At 51.0% G+C, this 14,279-nt stretch carries 12 protein-coding genes and 13 tRNA genes; all 25 read right to left on the reverse strand.

Going from position 1 to position 14,279, the window contains the following annotated elements:
• Window positions 1-46 precede the first annotated feature (46 nt).
• Window positions 47-120, reverse strand: a tRNA-Gly gene (locus tag J3A84_RS06035).
• A gap of 1 nt (window position 121) precedes the next feature.
• Window positions 122-196, reverse strand: a tRNA-Gly gene (locus J3A84_RS06040).
• Between the two features lie 6 nt (window positions 197-202).
• Window positions 203-287 (reverse strand) — tRNA-Leu (locus tag J3A84_RS06045).
• A 17-nt stretch (window positions 288-304) separates the two neighbouring features.
• Window positions 305-379: transfer RNA gene (locus tag J3A84_RS06050), tRNA-Gln, on the reverse strand.
• Between the two features lie 10 nt (window positions 380-389).
• Window positions 390-465 (reverse strand) — tRNA-His (locus tag J3A84_RS06055).
• Window positions 466-471: 6 nt separating this feature from the next.
• A tRNA-Arg gene (locus tag J3A84_RS06060) sits at window positions 472-548 on the reverse strand.
• Window positions 549-553: 5 nt separating this feature from the next.
• Window positions 554-628 (reverse strand) — tRNA-Gly (locus J3A84_RS06065).
• A gap of 17 nt (window positions 629-645) precedes the next feature.
• Window positions 646-721, reverse strand: a tRNA-Pro gene (locus tag J3A84_RS06070).
• A gap of 14 nt (window positions 722-735) precedes the next feature.
• Window positions 736-809 (reverse strand) — tRNA-Gly (locus tag J3A84_RS06075).
• A gap of 5 nt (window positions 810-814) precedes the next feature.
• Window positions 815-890 (reverse strand) — tRNA-Lys (locus J3A84_RS06080).
• Between the two features lie 6 nt (window positions 891-896).
• A tRNA-Gln gene (locus J3A84_RS06085) sits at window positions 897-970 on the reverse strand.
• Window positions 971-975: 5 nt separating this feature from the next.
• Window positions 976-1,052 (reverse strand) — tRNA-Arg (locus J3A84_RS06090).
• Between the two features lie 35 nt (window positions 1,053-1,087).
• Window positions 1,088-1,163: transfer RNA gene (locus tag J3A84_RS06095), tRNA-Pro, on the reverse strand.
• A 293-nt stretch (window positions 1,164-1,456) separates the two neighbouring features.
• Window positions 1,457-2,155 (reverse strand): YczE/YyaS/YitT family protein, encoded by a 699-nt coding sequence (locus tag J3A84_RS06100; RefSeq protein ID WP_207599117.1) that lies wholly within the window; start codon window positions 2,153-2,155, stop codon window positions 1,457-1,459.
• A 36-nt stretch (window positions 2,156-2,191) separates the two neighbouring features.
• Window positions 2,192-2,671, reverse strand: a complete 480-nt coding sequence (locus tag J3A84_RS06105; protein WP_207599118.1) for a metallophosphoesterase family protein — start codon at window positions 2,669-2,671, stop codon at window positions 2,192-2,194.
• Window positions 2,649-3,272, reverse strand: coding sequence for an RdgB/HAM1 family non-canonical purine NTP pyrophosphatase (rdgB, locus tag J3A84_RS06110; protein ID WP_207599119.1), 624 nt, complete (start codon window positions 3,270-3,272; stop codon window positions 2,649-2,651). The genes J3A84_RS06105 and rdgB overlap by 23 nt, the downstream gene beginning before the upstream one ends.
• Window positions 3,272-4,006, reverse strand: a complete 735-nt coding sequence (gene rph, locus J3A84_RS06115) for a ribonuclease PH (protein ID WP_207599120.1) — start codon at window positions 4,004-4,006, stop codon at window positions 3,272-3,274. Before rph ends, rdgB begins: the two co-directional genes overlap by 1 nt.
• Before the next feature lie 19 nt (window positions 4,007-4,025).
• Window positions 4,026-5,009 carry an AIR synthase family protein gene (locus J3A84_RS06120; protein WP_207599121.1) on the reverse strand — a complete coding sequence of 328 codons (984 nt, stop codon included), beginning with the start codon at window positions 5,007-5,009 and terminating at the stop codon, window positions 4,026-4,028.
• Between the two features lie 234 nt (window positions 5,010-5,243).
• Window positions 5,244-6,677 carry an Asp-tRNA(Asn)/Glu-tRNA(Gln) amidotransferase subunit GatB gene (gene gatB / locus J3A84_RS06125; RefSeq protein WP_207599122.1) on the reverse strand — a complete coding sequence of 478 codons (1,434 nt, stop codon included), beginning with the start codon at window positions 6,675-6,677 and terminating at the stop codon, window positions 5,244-5,246.
• Window positions 6,678-6,691: 14 nt separating this feature from the next.
• Window positions 6,692-8,137 carry an Asp-tRNA(Asn)/Glu-tRNA(Gln) amidotransferase subunit GatA gene (gatA, locus tag J3A84_RS06130; RefSeq protein ID WP_207599123.1) on the reverse strand — a complete coding sequence of 482 codons (1,446 nt, stop codon included), beginning with the start codon at window positions 8,135-8,137 and terminating at the stop codon, window positions 6,692-6,694.
• Window positions 8,137-8,436, reverse strand: a complete 300-nt coding sequence (gatC, locus tag J3A84_RS06135) for an Asp-tRNA(Asn)/Glu-tRNA(Gln) amidotransferase subunit GatC (protein ID WP_207599124.1) — start codon at window positions 8,434-8,436, stop codon at window positions 8,137-8,139. The genes gatA and gatC overlap by 1 nt, the downstream gene beginning before the upstream one ends.
• A 100-nt stretch (window positions 8,437-8,536) precedes the next feature.
• Entirely contained in the window at window positions 8,537-8,839 is a 303-nt protein-coding gene (locus J3A84_RS06140; protein ID WP_207599125.1) for a hypothetical protein, read from the reverse strand.
• Entirely contained in the window at window positions 8,832-10,838 is a 2,007-nt protein-coding gene (gene ligA / locus J3A84_RS06145; protein ID WP_207599126.1) for an NAD-dependent DNA ligase LigA, read from the reverse strand. The genes J3A84_RS06140 and ligA overlap by 8 nt, the downstream gene beginning before the upstream one ends.
• Before the next feature lie 63 nt (window positions 10,839-10,901).
• The gene (gene pcrA / locus J3A84_RS06150; protein ID WP_207599127.1) at window positions 10,902-13,136 is read right to left on the reverse strand and encodes a DNA helicase PcrA; all 2,235 of its coding nucleotides are present in this window, start codon (window positions 13,134-13,136) and stop codon (window positions 10,902-10,904) included.
• 345 nt (window positions 13,137-13,481) lie between these two features.
• Entirely contained in the window at window positions 13,482-14,204 is a 723-nt protein-coding gene (locus J3A84_RS06155) for a 16S rRNA pseudouridine(516) synthase (RefSeq protein WP_207599128.1), read from the reverse strand.
• Between the last annotated feature and the right edge of the window lie 75 nt (window positions 14,205-14,279).

The raw sequence follows: 14,279 nt of genomic DNA on the forward strand, positions 1-14,279 counted from the left end.
GATGGGCAGGTGATATGGAAAAAGCCTGCCACCAGGCAGGCTTTAATGGAGCGGGTGAAGGGAATCGAACCCTCACGACCAGCTTGGAAGGCTGGAGTTCTACCATTGAACTACACCCGCATGGAGCGGAAGACGAGATTCGAACTCGCGACGTTCACCTTGGCAAGGTGACGCTCTACCACTGAGCCACTCCCGCATGTCATGGTGCAGATGAAGGGAGTCGAACCCCCACGCCTCTCGGCGCTAGATCCTAAGTCTAGTGCGTCTGCCAATTTCGCCACATCTGCATGCTATATTCTCTTATTGGCTGGGATAGCTGGATTCGAACCAACGAATGCCAGAGTCAAAGTCTGGTGCCTTACCACTTGGCGATATCCCACTGAAAAAAATGGGGTGAACGATGGGACTCGAACCCACGACAACCAGAATCACAATCTGGCGCTCTACCAACTGAACTACGTCCACCATATATGGTGCGTCTTAAGAGATTCGAACTCCTGGCCCACGCCTTAGAAGGGCGTTGCTCTATCCAGCTGAGCTAAAGACGCATAAATGGAGCGGAAGACGAGATTCGAACTCGCGACGTTCACCTTGGCAAGGTGACGCTCTACCACTGAGCCACTCCCGCATGTTATGATATTTTAATGGTCGGGGTGACAGGGATTGAACCTGCGACCTCATGCTCCCAAAGCACGCGCGCTCCCAGCTGCGCTACACCCCGTAGGATTAAAATACTGGAGCGGGTGAAGGGAATCGAACCCTCACGACCAGCTTGGAAGGCTGGAGTTCTACCATTGAACTACACCCGCATAAATGGTGATCCACCGGGGAATCGAACCCCGGACACCATGATTAAAAGTCATGTGCTCTACCGACTGAGCTAGTGGATCATGAAATGGCTGGGATAGCTGGATTCGAACCAACGATGCCAGAGTCAGAGTCTGGAGCCTTACCACTTGGCGATATCCCATTAATTGGTGCGTCTTAAGAGATTCGAACTCCTGGCCCACGCCTTAGAAGGGCGTTGCTCTATCCAGCTGAGCTAAAGACGCGTAGTCTGCACTAGGATAAAAGTACCATTTTAAAATGGTCGGGGTGACAGGGATTGAACCTGCGACCTCATGCTCCCAAAGCACGCGCGCTCCCAGCTGCGCTACACCCCGTGGGTCGTCTTGTTTTCGACGACAAAAATAATTCTATACTAAAATCCGGTGCCCGTCAATACCTTACCTGGAAGATTTTTCGGGATTCTTTTTCCGGAAAGCTAAATCCCTTATGCCTCAATCCAAAAAGACGAATAATTATTTCCCCGTCTTCAGAGTCTACTACATGGCGTCATAGAATTATCCTGCTCCAGAAAAATGTCATTGCCGCTGGAAACTAAGGTCAATTATGATTATAACCCAACTGTCCTATTATTAAAAGTACAAAAGTCAAAAAAGACGATAATTTGCTTTTATTCCAGGGTGGATTTTTCTCCTGCAGGCACCTTACTGGATGCAAAAAGAGGCTGCGGTCTGCCAAGGAAAATCTGCACTTTCTCTTTCAGAAGGTTCGAGAAAATCCCCACGAATTTTCCGATAAGAAGAGCAGAGATCAGCGTGCCGATTCCAATACCGTCCATTCTCCTGAGAAATCCCAGCGAGAACAAAAGACTGAAGACCACCATGGTCAGATCAAAATACACTTTGATTCTGGAGAAGGGTTTTCCCGTCTTATAGGAGATGGCTTCTGTGAGCCCTTCTCCTGGAAGCGGCATGATTCTTGGAGCAATATAGAGAAAAATCCCAAGGCCGCAGAGGGCCGCACTGGACACCGCAAGCACCACGCGAAGAGCCATGGAAGAAGGCGTCGCGAAATCATGAAGCAGGAAATTAGACAGGTTCACGAAGTATCCGAAAGCGATGGATACGAGAATCTGGATACTGCTTAGAATCTTGAATTCCCTTCTCAGAATGAAGAGCTGCACCACAATAAAGGAGATGAACACCGCCATGGTGAAATATCCCATTTCGACGTCAGCGATTCTGCTCAGCACATAGGGCAGTGAACTTACTGGTGAAACGCCCAGATTGCTTTTCACCGAGACGGAGATTCCGAAGGCCAGCACAAAAAGGCCCAGCACATAGATCCCGATTTTCTTACCGATTGTCATATATGATTTCCCCCGAATATTCTTCAATTTCTTCAACTATAGATGCACAATCTCAAAGGAAAACGCCTTCCCTCTGATCTCGAGAAAAGCCATGCTTTTCTTCTGCCCGTTTTTCGGCAGCGCAGCGCTGCCGGGATTCAGCAGATGAACGCCACCAATGTTTTCTTCTCCCGCCACATGGGTATGGCCGTAGAGGGCGATCTTGGCCCCTTTTCTCGCAGCCTCACCCGCAAGAAGGTGCAGACTCCTCTTGACCCCCTGTTCGTGTCCATGGACCGCATAGACGGCGGTATCCTCCACTTCCATGTACAGGGCATGGTTCATGCCATAGGCATAATCACAGTTTCCAGGCACTCTTCGCACTTCCCGGTCCAAAATGGCCTCCATGGCATCCGCATCCTCCATGACATCCCCCAGATGCAGAATCAGATCCGGCTTCTCCATTTCAATCTTTTCACAGACCCTGTTGATGGCGCTCATGGATTTATGGGTATCAGAGACGATGGCGATCCTCAATCTTCCTCAGCTCCTTGATTAAATTCTGAAGCGCATTTCCTCTGTGGGAAACACGGTTCTTTTCTTCACTGGAGGCGACCCCGAAGGATTTCCCCAGATCATCGGAATGGAAAAGGGGATCATAGCCGAATCCGCCGTTTCCGGTCAGTCCATGAAGGATTCTTCCTTTGGCTTCCCCAAAGACTCTCAGATCCAGATCCTTGCCCAGAAGCACCATGGCCGTGACAAACTGCGCACCGCGCTTATCCTCCGGTACGTCCTTTAGCTCCTCCAGGAGCTTCTCATTGTTCCTGTCATCATCATGGGCAACTCCAGCGTAGCGGGCGGAATAGACCCCAGGGGCTCCCTCCAGGTGGTCCACCGCAAGACCTGAATCATCGGAGAGAACCAGTGTGTTCTCCTTTTCTTCCTCATCCAGGGTTTCATAGATCTCAAACGCCTTTTTGTAGGCATTCCCCATGAAGGTGTCCCGGTCTTCTTCCACCTCGATGTCGATGCCGGCATCTTTCAGGCTCAGAATCTCAAACTGAAACTCCTTCAGCATATCCTTGATTTCCTTCACTTTATGGGCATTGTTGCTGGCAATGATCAGTCTTTTCATTACAGAATCCTCCTCAGATCTTCTCCCATGATCTCCTTCACCTGGGCAAGCAGGTCCTCGTTCCCTTTGGAAGCCAGGGTCAGAAGTGCATTCATTTCCTTCGCGGTGAACGGTCTCTCTTCCCCCGTTCCCTGAAGCTCTATGAATTCACCTTTTTCGTTCATGATCACGTTCATATCCACCATGGCCGTGGAGTCCTCCGCATAGTTCAGATCCAGAATCGGACCTTCTTCGCCGATGCCCACACTGATGGCGGAAACCATGCCGCTGATGGGATAGGTTTCAAAAGGTGTCTCCTTATCGATGGCATTCACCGCATCGGTAAGGGCTACAAAAGCACCGGTGATGGAAGCGCATCTTGTGCCGCCATCGGCCTGAATGACATCACAGTCGATCCAGATGGTTCTTTCACCTAGGACATCCAGATTCATCACCGAGCGCAGACTTCTGCCGATGAGCCGCTGAATTTCCGTGCTTCGGCCATCCAGCCTGAGTCTTGAGATATCCCTGTTCTTTCTGGTCTGGGTGGAACTGGGCAGCATGGCATATTCGGCCGTGACCCAGCCCTTTCCTGTGCCTTTCAGAAAGGCAGGCACCTTCTCCTCCACGGTGGCTGTGCAGATGACCTTGGTGTCGCCCATCTCAATGAGCACAGACCCCTTGGAGTATTTTGTGAATCCTCTCGTTATTTTCAGCTTTCTCAGTTCGTCCTGGTTTCTTCCATCTATTCTCATAGCTCTCTCCTCTTACAGTCTACTTATCGTACAGTTTGTATATTTCGTCTCTCGTCGGTGCTTCCACATGGATTTCCTGGCCCTCTTTCACCAGAAAGCTGCCCTCTTCCAGCACTTCTCCGATGACATGGGCTTCGATGCCGTGCTTCTTCAGGAGCGTCAGGGCCTCTTCTTCCTTTTCCACGGTGAGCAGCATGCTGCCGGAGGAAATCAGCTTCAGAGGGTCCAGTGAAAAGGCATCGCAGAGCTTCCTTGTCACGGCTCGCACAGGAAGCCTGTCCTCATATACCCGGAATCCTTTTCCCGATGCTTCCTTCACTTCCCACAGCGCCCCCAGAACGCCGCCTTCGGTGATGTCGTGCATGGAGGAAGCAAGATTTCTCAGAAGCCGTCCTTCCTTCAGTACAGAGAGCTCCTTCGAGAAGCCCCTGGCTTCCTTCATTTCCGCCGCAGTGAGCACTTCCTTCGCTTGTTCGAAGAAGTCTGCCACCAGGATGGACGTGCCTTCCAGTCCCAGAGCCTTGGTCACGATGATCTTGTCCCCGGCTTTCGCCCCGCCGGTCCAGACCACTTCTTCACCCGGGTCCATGGTGCCGATGGCCGTCACCGATACGATCATGCGGTTCACCGCATCCGTCACTTCCGTATGGCCGCCGAGAATCATCACCTCATTTTCCTTTGCTTCCCTGGAGATGTCTCTCATGACTTTTTCGATGTCGATGAGGGAAGCCTCCTTGGGCGCAAGAATGGTCACCATGATCCCCAGGGGTCTTGCCCCTGTGGTGGCGATGTCGTTGATGTTGATGTGGAAGGCGATGTGCCCTGCACCTTCCGCCGCAGCCGTCACAGGGTCCGTGGAGAGAATCAGTTTTTCTTCCCCCAGGTTCACCACCGCGCAGTCTTCTCCCACGGCGCCGCCCTTTTCCACTTCAGGCCGTATGGCTCCCTGATTTCTTGCAAGGAGCTTTTTTAAAACATCCCAGTTCAGTTTTCCTGTTATCATTTCTTCTACCTGTTTCCTCTAAAATAAATCTATTCTCATTTTAGCACAGCTGAGGGAAGATACAAACACCTGACCCTAAGCCCGTGAAGCGCAGATTTCACGACAGCCTTCAACTGTTTCATGATACACGCTTCTTTAATGATTTCCTATGCTCCGGAAAAACCGAAGGCTGACTCATCTCTATATGGAAACAGATGCCCAGGGGCAAAGGCTCCCGGGCATCTCGTGATTCACTTATATTCTTCTGTCCAGCTCTTCCTTCACCAGCTTGTTGATGATGGCCGGATTCGCTTTTCCCTTTGTCGCCTTCATGGTCTGGCCCACAGCAAAGCCCATGATCTTGGTTTTTCCGTTTCTGTAGTCCTCCACCACATTGGGATGAGCATCCAGCACTTTCTTCACTTCAGAAAGGATGAAGTCCTCATCATTATTCTGAACCAGCCCCTTCTCCTCCACGATGACCTTGGGATTTTTTCCCTCGGCAAACATGAACTCCACCACCTTTTTGGCGATGGCTGTGGAGATGGTGCCTTCCCGAATGAGCCCCAGAAGGTCGGAAAGATCCTTCGGCGTGAACTGCAGCTCGGAAATCCAGGTGCCCTTTTCATTCATGAGCCTCGAAATATCGCCCATGAGCCAGTTGGAAGCGCCCTTGGCGTCTCCTGAAATCTTTGCGGTCTCATCAAAGAAGTCCGCCATGTCTTCCGTTAATGTCAGCACCATGGCGTCGTAGGCAGGAATGCCGTATTCGCGCACGAAGCGCTCCTCCTTCTCATGAGGAAGCTCCCTGATGCTTGCCCGGATGCCTTCGATCCACTCTTCACTGATATTGAGGGACACCAGGTCCCCTTCCGGGAAGTAGCGGTAATCGTTGGCCATTTCCTTGGAACGCATGACCACCGTCTTCTCGGCAGATTCATCCCATCTTCTGGTCTCCACCGTGAGCTTCTCCCCGTTTTCCAGAGCAGCAACCTGCCTGTCGAACTCATAGCGGAGCGCCTTCTCCAGCGCCTTGAAGGAGTTCATGTTCTTGATTTCGCTTTTCACTCCATACTCAGTAGCTCCCTTTTCCCGGATGGAGATGTTTCCATCACAGCGCAGGGATCCTTCCTCCATCTTCACATCGGATACCCCTAGAGAAAGCAGAATGGATCTCAGTTTGGTGAGATACTGGGTGGCTTCCTCAGGTGTCCGGATATCGGGTTTTGAAACGATCTCGATGAGCGGAACCCCGGAACGGTTGAAATCCACCAGTGTGCCCTTACTGGAATGAAGCTGCTTGCCCGCATCCTCTTCCATATGGATTCTCTCCAGACCGATCTTCTTCTTTTCCCCCTCGGCGGTGGTCACCTCGATGTATCCGTCGTAGCAGATGGGAAAATCATTCTGGGTGATCTGGTAGCTCTTGGGTGCATCCGGATAGAAATAGTTCTTCCGGTCGAACCGGTTGAACCGGTTGATGCTGCAGTTCAGCGCAAGCCCCGTCTTGATGGCCTTGTTCACCACTTCCAGGTTCACCCTGGGCAGTGCCCCTGGGAGACCCAGACAGACAGGACACACATGGGAGTTCGGTTTCCCGCCATACTGTGTGGTACATCCGCAGAAAGCCTTGGTTTTCGTGGATAGTTCTACATGGACTTCCAGTCCAATGACTGCTTCATAGTTCATCTTCTCTCCCCCTCCTATAATCCTGGTGTCATGTCAAGCTTCAGGCTGTCTTCCACCGCATAGGCGATGTTTAAGATGCCCTGCTCGTCGAAGTGATTCCCCATGATCTGAAGACCCAGAGGAAGTCCGTTGACCTTACCGGACGGAATGGATACCGCAGGAATTCCTGCGATGTTCACAGGCACCGTATAGATGTCGTTGAGATACATGGCCATGATGTCTTCCGTATTGTCTCCGATCTTAAAGGCCGGAGTGGGTGTGGTGGGGGATATGATGGCATCATAGCTTCTGAAGATCTCCTTGTATTCCTCCTGGATGAGCTTACGCACCTTCAGCGCTTTGCTGTAGTAGGCATCATAGTATCCCGCAGAAAGAACATAGGTCCCCAGCATGATTCTTCTCTTCACTTCCGCACCGAAGCCCTCGCTTCTGGATTTCTTGTAGAGATCCAGAAGGTCCGCCGCGTCCTCTGCTCTCTTTCCGTAACGGATGCCATCGAATCTGGCCAGATTCGAGGATGCCTCTGCGGAAGAAATGATGTAGTAGGCCGCCAGAGAATAGTCCGTCAGCTTCAGATCGATGAAATCAATCTCAGCACCCAGGTCCTTCAGCACTTCGATCATGTCCATGAGATTCTTTCTGGCGTCTTCGTTCAGCCCTTCTCCAAGAAAGTCCTTGGCGATGGCGATTTTCTTTCCACGGATGTCCTTATTGAGTCCTGTGAAAAGATCCGCCTTTTCTCTCTTGTTGGTGGTCATATCCATTTCGTCGTGACCGCTGATGGAGGTGGTCAGAAGCGCCAGATCCCGTACGTCTCCTGCAAAGGTGCCCACCTGATCCAGAGTGGATCCGAAGGCGGTGACGCCGTATCTGGAGATGTTTCCATAGGTGGGCTTCAGGCCCGGGATCCCGCAGAACGCAGCAGGCTGTCTTACGGAGCCTCCTGTATCAGTCCCCAGGGAAAGGGGCACTTCCAGAGCGGAAACCGCTGCAGCGGAGCCTCCTGATGAACCGCCCGGCACTCTATCCAGGTCATGGGGATTTCTGGTGATCTTATAGGCGCTGTGCTCCGTGGAAGAACCCATGGCGAATTCATCCATGTTGAGCTTGCCCAGGATGATGGCTCCATCTTCCTTGAGCCTTGTCACCACCGTGGCATCATAAGGCGCAATGTATCCTTCCATGAACTTCGACGCGCAGGTGTTCTGCATGCCCCTGACGGAAATATTGTCCTTGATGCCTACAGGAATGCCCGAAAGCATCCCACCGCTTCTCTTCTTCTCATCGATTTCTCTTGCTCTTTTCAGGCTTTCTTCTTTATTGACATAAAGAAATGCATCCACTTTGGGTTCCACTTCTTCGATTCTCTGAAGAAAACTGCCTACGATCTCTTCGCTCTTCACTTCCCCCTTGGTAAGAAGTTCCTTCAGCTCATGGGATTTCATTCTAAATAAGTCCATTATGCATCCTCCCTGTCTATCACGCTGGGAACCTTGAGATAATCCTCCACACGCTCCGGCGCATTCATGAGAAAATCTTCCGTGGTGAGAGACTCCTCCACCACATCTTCCCGATATACATTCTCGATGTAGAGCGGATTCACAAGAATCTCCACCTCATCCGTGTCCAGCTCCTGAAGCTTGTCCACATAGGACAGGATCATATTAAGATCCGTAACCAGTCCATCCTTTTCCTCTTCACTTATGTGGAGCCTGGCCAGCTCCTTGATATAGTCTACGTCCTTTCTGGATACCGCCATATCACACCTCCATAAATTATTCTATCTACAAGGAAAAAGTTACGACATGAGGTCATAACTTTTCCGCAAAAAACCTTATACTATTTTAGCATAACTCTTTCTAATATACATTAGACAAGAGAAAAATTAACTGAATCAGCGCGAAAACAAAGGAGAATATGCTGTACTTCATGTAGCTTGGATACTTCCTGGCATTGAAGTAGAACCTCATGCCCCAGATCAGAAGCCCCACGAAGAGGGAGATGCCGATGGGGAGATAATTCCTGAAGAGCGGCATATGAAGCACTCCGTTGAGGGTCATGACGGTCAGTCCGACAACCAGAACCGTCACCGCCAGCATGAGCCAGCCGAGACTGCCCAGGATGTTCTCAAGGGTCACCTTCTTCCTTTTCTTCTCATTCATTCTTCTCACCTGTCATGTCCAGAAATTCCTCTTCCGTCAGGGTCTTCACACCCAGAGTCTGCGCTTTCGCAAGCTTTGATCCCGCTTCCTTCCCATAGACCACATAATCCGTCTTCTTGGACACGGAGGAGGTCACCTTCGCCCCCAGAGAGAGGAGCTTTTCTTCCGCATCCTTTCGGGTGAACTTTTCAAGGGAGCCTGTGAGGACCACCGTCTTCCCGGTGAAGGGACTCTCGATGATTTCCGCTTCTTCATGGATGAGGGTCACATGCTGCAGAAGCTTTTCAATCTCTTCCCGGATCTCCTCTGAGGAGAAGAAGGTCAGAATGCTGTCCGCCACAATCTCGCCCACATCATTCACCGCCACCAGCTCTTCCTTCGTGGCCTTCATGACCTTTTCCAGTGTCTGGAAGGTGGCCTCCAGGTCTCTCGCGGTGGAGATGCCCACATTGGGAATGCCCAAGGCATACAGAAAGGCATGGAGCTCTCTTTCTCTGGATTTCTCGATGGCGGCAAGAAGATTCTCCGCCTTCTTGTCCTTCACCTTGTCCAGGGTCAGAAGATCTTCCTTTGTCAGGGTATAAAGGCTGGAGACTTCCCGGATATCCAGTTTCTCGAAGAGCTGCTCCACGGTCTTCTCACTGAGCCCTTCAATGTTCATGGCATCTCTTCCGGAGAAATGGACAATGCTCTTGATGAGCTGAGGCTTGCAGGAAAGCGTGTTCTCGCAGATTAGGTGCGCCCCGTCCACAATGAGCTCTGTACCGCAGGATGGGCAGTGCACAGGTGGAAGAATTTTCGTCACCTGCTCCTCCAGCTCCTCATCCACCACGCCCATGATCTCGGGAATCACATCATTGGAGCGCCTTATCAGCACCATGGATCCGATGGAGACGCCTTTCCTATGAATGTCATCCATATTGTTCAGGGTGGCACGCTTCACCGTGACCCCCGACAGCTCCACAGGCTCTAAAATCGCCGTGGGATTCACTCTTCCGGTTCTGCCCACATTCCATTCCACATCCAGAAGCTTCGTCACCGCTTCCTCCGCTTCAAACTTGTAGGCGATGGCCCATCTGGGAAACTTGATGGTGTAGCCCAGAAGTTCTCTCGTTCTCATATCGTCGATGGCAATGACCACGCCGTCGATATCGAAGTCCAGACCTTCTCTCTCCTCCTGGATTTCCTTGATGAGCTTTTCCAGGGTGGTGAAGTCATCCGCTTCTTTAAAATAACCGTCGGTCAGAAAGCCCTTCTCTTTGATGAAAGCAATCATCTCCCGGTAGGTCTGGAAGGGCTGGCCTTCCTTGTAGCCGATGTCGTAGAAGAACACCGTGAGGTTTCTTCTTCTGGTCTCGGCAAGGTTCAGGTTCCGAAGGGCCCCCGCGGCGCCGTTTCTTGTATTCTTCAGCGGCGTATCCGCCTTCTCATTGTATTTTCTGAAGGCTTCCTTGGTCATCATGGCTTCTCCATGGATTTCAAGCACATCTTCGGAATCAATGCGAAGGGGAACAGACCCGATGGTCTTCACCTGAGAGCTCACTTCCTCTCCCACTGTTCCGTTGCCTCGGGTGGCTGCGGTCACAAGGATGCCGTTTTCGTCATAGGTGGCATTCACCGTGAGACCGTCGAATTTCCTCGTGACGATGTACTTGAGGTCAGGGAGCTTTTCCGGATGTTCACTGTTATACTTCTCCACAAACTCCAGATTCCTCTTGTGCCAGGCGCTGAGCTCCGTCAGATCCTGGGCCTTGTCCAGGCTCCAGAGTCTGGCTTTGTGTCTATGCTTCACAAAGGAAGCCAGCGCTATGTCCCCCACTCTCTGGGTGGGAGAATAGGAAAGCACATAGCCCGTTTCCTTTTCAAGGGCCACCAGCCTGTCATAGAGCGCATCATACTCCTTGTCGGAAATACTGGGATTGTCATAGGTGTAATATTCTCTGGCATAGGTGTTCAGCTCCTCTACCAGCTTTTCAATCTCTCTTCTTTTCTCTTCCATACGAATCCTTTGGCTGCGCACCAGCCGTCTCCTTATAAAATATTCAACCCGGCCGCGTTTCTCCTAGGCCAGCTCCAGCGGCGCCAGACTCAGCATCAGGTGCTTGATGCCCATATTATCGAAGGCGATGGTGAGCTTCACATCTCCCTTGGCATCCTGGGTGCTGATGATGGTGCCCACACCGAATTTCGGATGCTTCACCTTGGCACCGGGTGTAAGATCCTCCGGCCCCATGGCCTTGTGGCCCGGTACATCCAGAATCCTTGCGGCATCCTCCAGGGCTTTCTCCACATTGTAATCCGTGTACTTGAGATTCTTGTCCTTGTACTTGATGGTATGGGGATTCACATTCTTCCTGTAGGCCTTCTTCTCGTCATTGAGATACTCCTTCAGGGCCGATGGGATATCCAGCAGAAAATCCGATGCGGGATAGTTCACGATTCTGCCATAGACCATACGGCTCTCGGCATAGGTCAGGTAGAGCTCTTCCATGGCTCTTGTGATGCCCACATAGGCGAGCCTTCTGGATTCTTCCATTTCCTTGGGGTCATTGAAGGAGGAGGAACCCGGAAACAGTCCGTTCTCCATGCCCACCATGAAGACCACCGGAAACTCCAGTCCTTTGGCGCTGTGCAGCGTCATCAGCGTCACACTGTCCGCGTCTTCATCGTAGTTGTCGATGTCCGCCACCAGCACCACCGTCTCCAGAAAGTCAGCAAGAGAGGGTTCTTCCGTCTTCATCTCATATTCCAGCACCACATTGACGAATTCCTCCAGATTCTCCACACGGGAGATGTCCTCCGGGCTTTTGGATTCCCGAAGCTCCTTGAGATAACCGGTTTCCTTCAGAATATGGTCCACCAGCTCCGAAAGCTTCAGGTCCAGCTGCTTTTCATTGAAGGACAGCACCATGTCCCGGAAACCGCGCACCGCCGAAAGAGCTCCAGCGGTAAGAATCCTGTACTCCTCCACTTCCATGATGGTGTCGAAAAGACTTTCCTCCTGGGCATTGGCATTCATCTGCAGTTTCTCCACGGTGGTGTTTCCGATCTTACGCTTGGGCACATTGATGATTCTTCTCAGGCTCACCTCATCAAAGGGATTGTTGATGATCTTCAGGTAGGCCAGTATGTCCTTGATTTCCTTACGGTCGTAGAACTTCAGTCCCCCAATGAGCTTGTAGGGCACCCCTTCTCTCATGAGGGCTTCCTCGAACTTTCTGGACTGGGCGTTGGTTCTGTAGAGCACGGCCATTTCCCTGTAGTTTCTCCCGTCTCTGTAGAGTCTTTCCATTTCACGGACCACGAAGTTCGCCTCGTCAAAATCGTCCGTGGCGCGGTAGACTTTGATCTTGCCCCCTTCATCCTTGGTCTTCTTCAGGGTCTTCTCTTTTCTTTCCGTGTTGTTCTTGATCACCGCATTGGCTGCAGCCAGGATGTTCCCCACACTCCGGTAGTTCTTCTCCAGCTTCACCACTTTGGCCAGGGGATAATCCATCTCGAAATCGAGAATGTTTCTGATATCGGCGCCTCTGAACTGATAGATGCTCTGGTCGTCATCGCCCACCACGCAGATGTTCTTGTGGTCTTTCGTCAGGAGCTGCACCAGTCTGTACTGGGCGTGGTTCGTATCCTGATACTCATCCACCAGAACGTAGCGGAACTTGTCCTGATATCTTTTCAGCACATCCGGGAACTTCTCGAAGACTTCCACGGTCTTCATGATGATGTCGTCAAAGTCCAGGGCGTTATTCTGCTTCAGTTTCTTCTGATAGAGGATGTAGGCATCAGCTACCTTGTTCAGACGGAAATGGTACTCGTTCTTCTTCTTGAAATCCAGCGGCGTCTCCAGAAGATTCTTCGCCGTGGAGATATGACTGATGATCTCCTTATCCGTCAGATCCTTTTCATCGATGGAAAGCTCCTTGGTCACCTGCTTCATGAGGGACTTCTGGTCATAGCTGTCATAGATGGTGAAATCCTTCTTGTATCCGATGGCTTCTATTTCACGTCTCAGGATTTTCGCACAGCTGGAGTGGAAGGTGGAGATCCACATATACTCTGCTGTATCTCCCACCAGGGTCTTCACTCTTTCCTTCATCTCGCCGGCAGCCTTGTTGGTGAACGTGATAGCCAGAATCTCATAGGGACTGACCCTCTTCTCCTGGATCATATAGGCGATTCTATGGGTCAGCACTCGGGTCTTTCCTGAACCTGCACCGGCTAATATGAGAAGCGGCCCCTCGGTGGTAGTGGTCGCGATATATTGCTCTTCATTCAACAGTTCTTTTAAATCCACATTCTCAACTCCTTCTTTCTCAACCTCAATTATAACACAGAAGAACCCCTTGAATATAGGGTGAATTCGAACAGATGTTTTATGTCCGGGCACAAAAAAACCTGAACGACTTGCGTTCAGGCTTTCAAAATCATTTTCTCTGAAAATTGGGGGGATTCAGAGAAAGTTTGTATAACCTATTGGGGGGTGGTTATACGACAATAAAAAGGGGCTATACATCTTTTTATTCTGTCCTTACAAGAATGATTATAGTCCATGTTTCCGTTCATTTTCAACGGTTTTCGCCAAGTTTCAGAACCTGACATTTTGAAACCTTTACATTTCACTAAAGCGAGATGTAAACCATTAATTATTTACATTTATCAGGGCAGAAAGCTCCTCTTCCGTGAGCTCCCGGAAGTCTCCCTCCTCCAGCTCCTCATCCAGTTTCAGCGGTCCGAAGGAGACTCTCTGCAGATAGGTCACTTCATTCCCTCTGGCATGGAACATCCGCTTCACCTGATGAAACTTTCCTTCCCGAAGCGTCACATGGACTTCCTTCGCATCTTCCTTGAAGATTTCAAGACCTGCCGGCATGCACTTGTAACCGTCAGAAAGGACCACCCCCTTCTCAAAGGCTTTCACATCCTCCTCCGTGGCTTCCTTCTCCAGATAGGCATAATAGACCTTGTCCACATGACTTCTGGGTGAGAGCAGCTTATGATTCATTTCTCCATCGTTGGTGATGAGCAGAAGCCCCACGGTATCCTTATCCAGCCTGCCCACAGGAGCCGGGTCGAAGGCCTTGTAGTCAAAAGGCAGAAGGTCGATGACCGTCTGGTCGTGATTGTCAAAGGTCGCCGACACCACCCCCTGGGGCTTGTTCATCATGAGATAGATGTATTTTCTGTAGAACACCTCTTCTCCTTCGATGATGATTCTGTCCTCCTCCGGGTCCACCTTGAATCCCGGGTCCGTGACCACTTCCCCCTCCACGGTGACCACCTTCTTCTTGATTTTCTCCTTGATTTCCTTCCGGCTGCCGAATCCCATATTGGAAAGGACCTTATCCACCCTTTCTTTCGCCATAATTTCTCCTCCTTTTCCGCTATGATGCATGGAAGACCCGGAAAAGCATTCCGGGTCCTTCCACCATTCATCGAT

It is taken from the genome of Proteiniclasticum aestuarii (assembly GCF_017368455.1).
Taxonomy (GTDB): Bacteria; Bacillota; Clostridia; order Clostridiales; family Clostridiaceae; genus Proteiniclasticum; species Proteiniclasticum aestuarii.

What these genes read in the sequence shown, in the direction of transcription:
- rdgB (WP_207599119.1), bottom strand. Translation starts at nt 3,272, where the DNA reads ATGAAAAGACTGATCATTGCCAGCAACAATGCCCATAAAGTGAAGGAA.
- gatC (WP_207599124.1), bottom strand. Translation starts at nt 8,436, where the DNA reads ATGGCGGTATCCAGAAAGGACGTAGACTATATCAAGGAGCTGGCCAGG.
- ligA (WP_207599126.1), bottom strand. Translation starts at nt 10,838, where the DNA reads ATGGAAGAGAAAAGAAGAGAGATTGAAAAGCTGGTAGAGGAGCTGAAC.
- J3A84_RS06120 (WP_207599121.1), bottom strand. Translation starts at nt 5,009, where the DNA reads ATGATAACAGGAAAACTGAACTGGGATGTTTTAAAAAAGCTCCTTGCA.
- J3A84_RS06100 (WP_207599117.1), bottom strand. Translation starts at nt 2,155, where the DNA reads ATGACAATCGGTAAGAAAATCGGGATCTATGTGCTGGGCCTTTTTGTG.
- J3A84_RS06155 (WP_207599128.1), bottom strand. Translation starts at nt 14,204, where the DNA reads ATGGCGAAAGAAAGGGTGGATAAGGTCCTTTCCAATATGGGATTCGGC.
- gatA (WP_207599123.1), bottom strand. Translation starts at nt 8,137, where the DNA reads ATGGACTTATTTAGAATGAAATCCCATGAGCTGAAGGAACTTCTTACC.
- J3A84_RS06140 (WP_207599125.1), bottom strand. Translation starts at nt 8,839, where the DNA reads ATGAATGAGAAGAAAAGGAAGAAGGTGACCCTTGAGAACATCCTGGGC.
- gatB (WP_207599122.1), bottom strand. Translation starts at nt 6,677, where the DNA reads ATGAACTATGAAGCAGTCATTGGACTGGAAGTCCATGTAGAACTATCC.
- rph (WP_207599120.1), bottom strand. Translation starts at nt 4,006, where the DNA reads ATGAGAATAGATGGAAGAAACCAGGACGAACTGAGAAAGCTGAAAATA.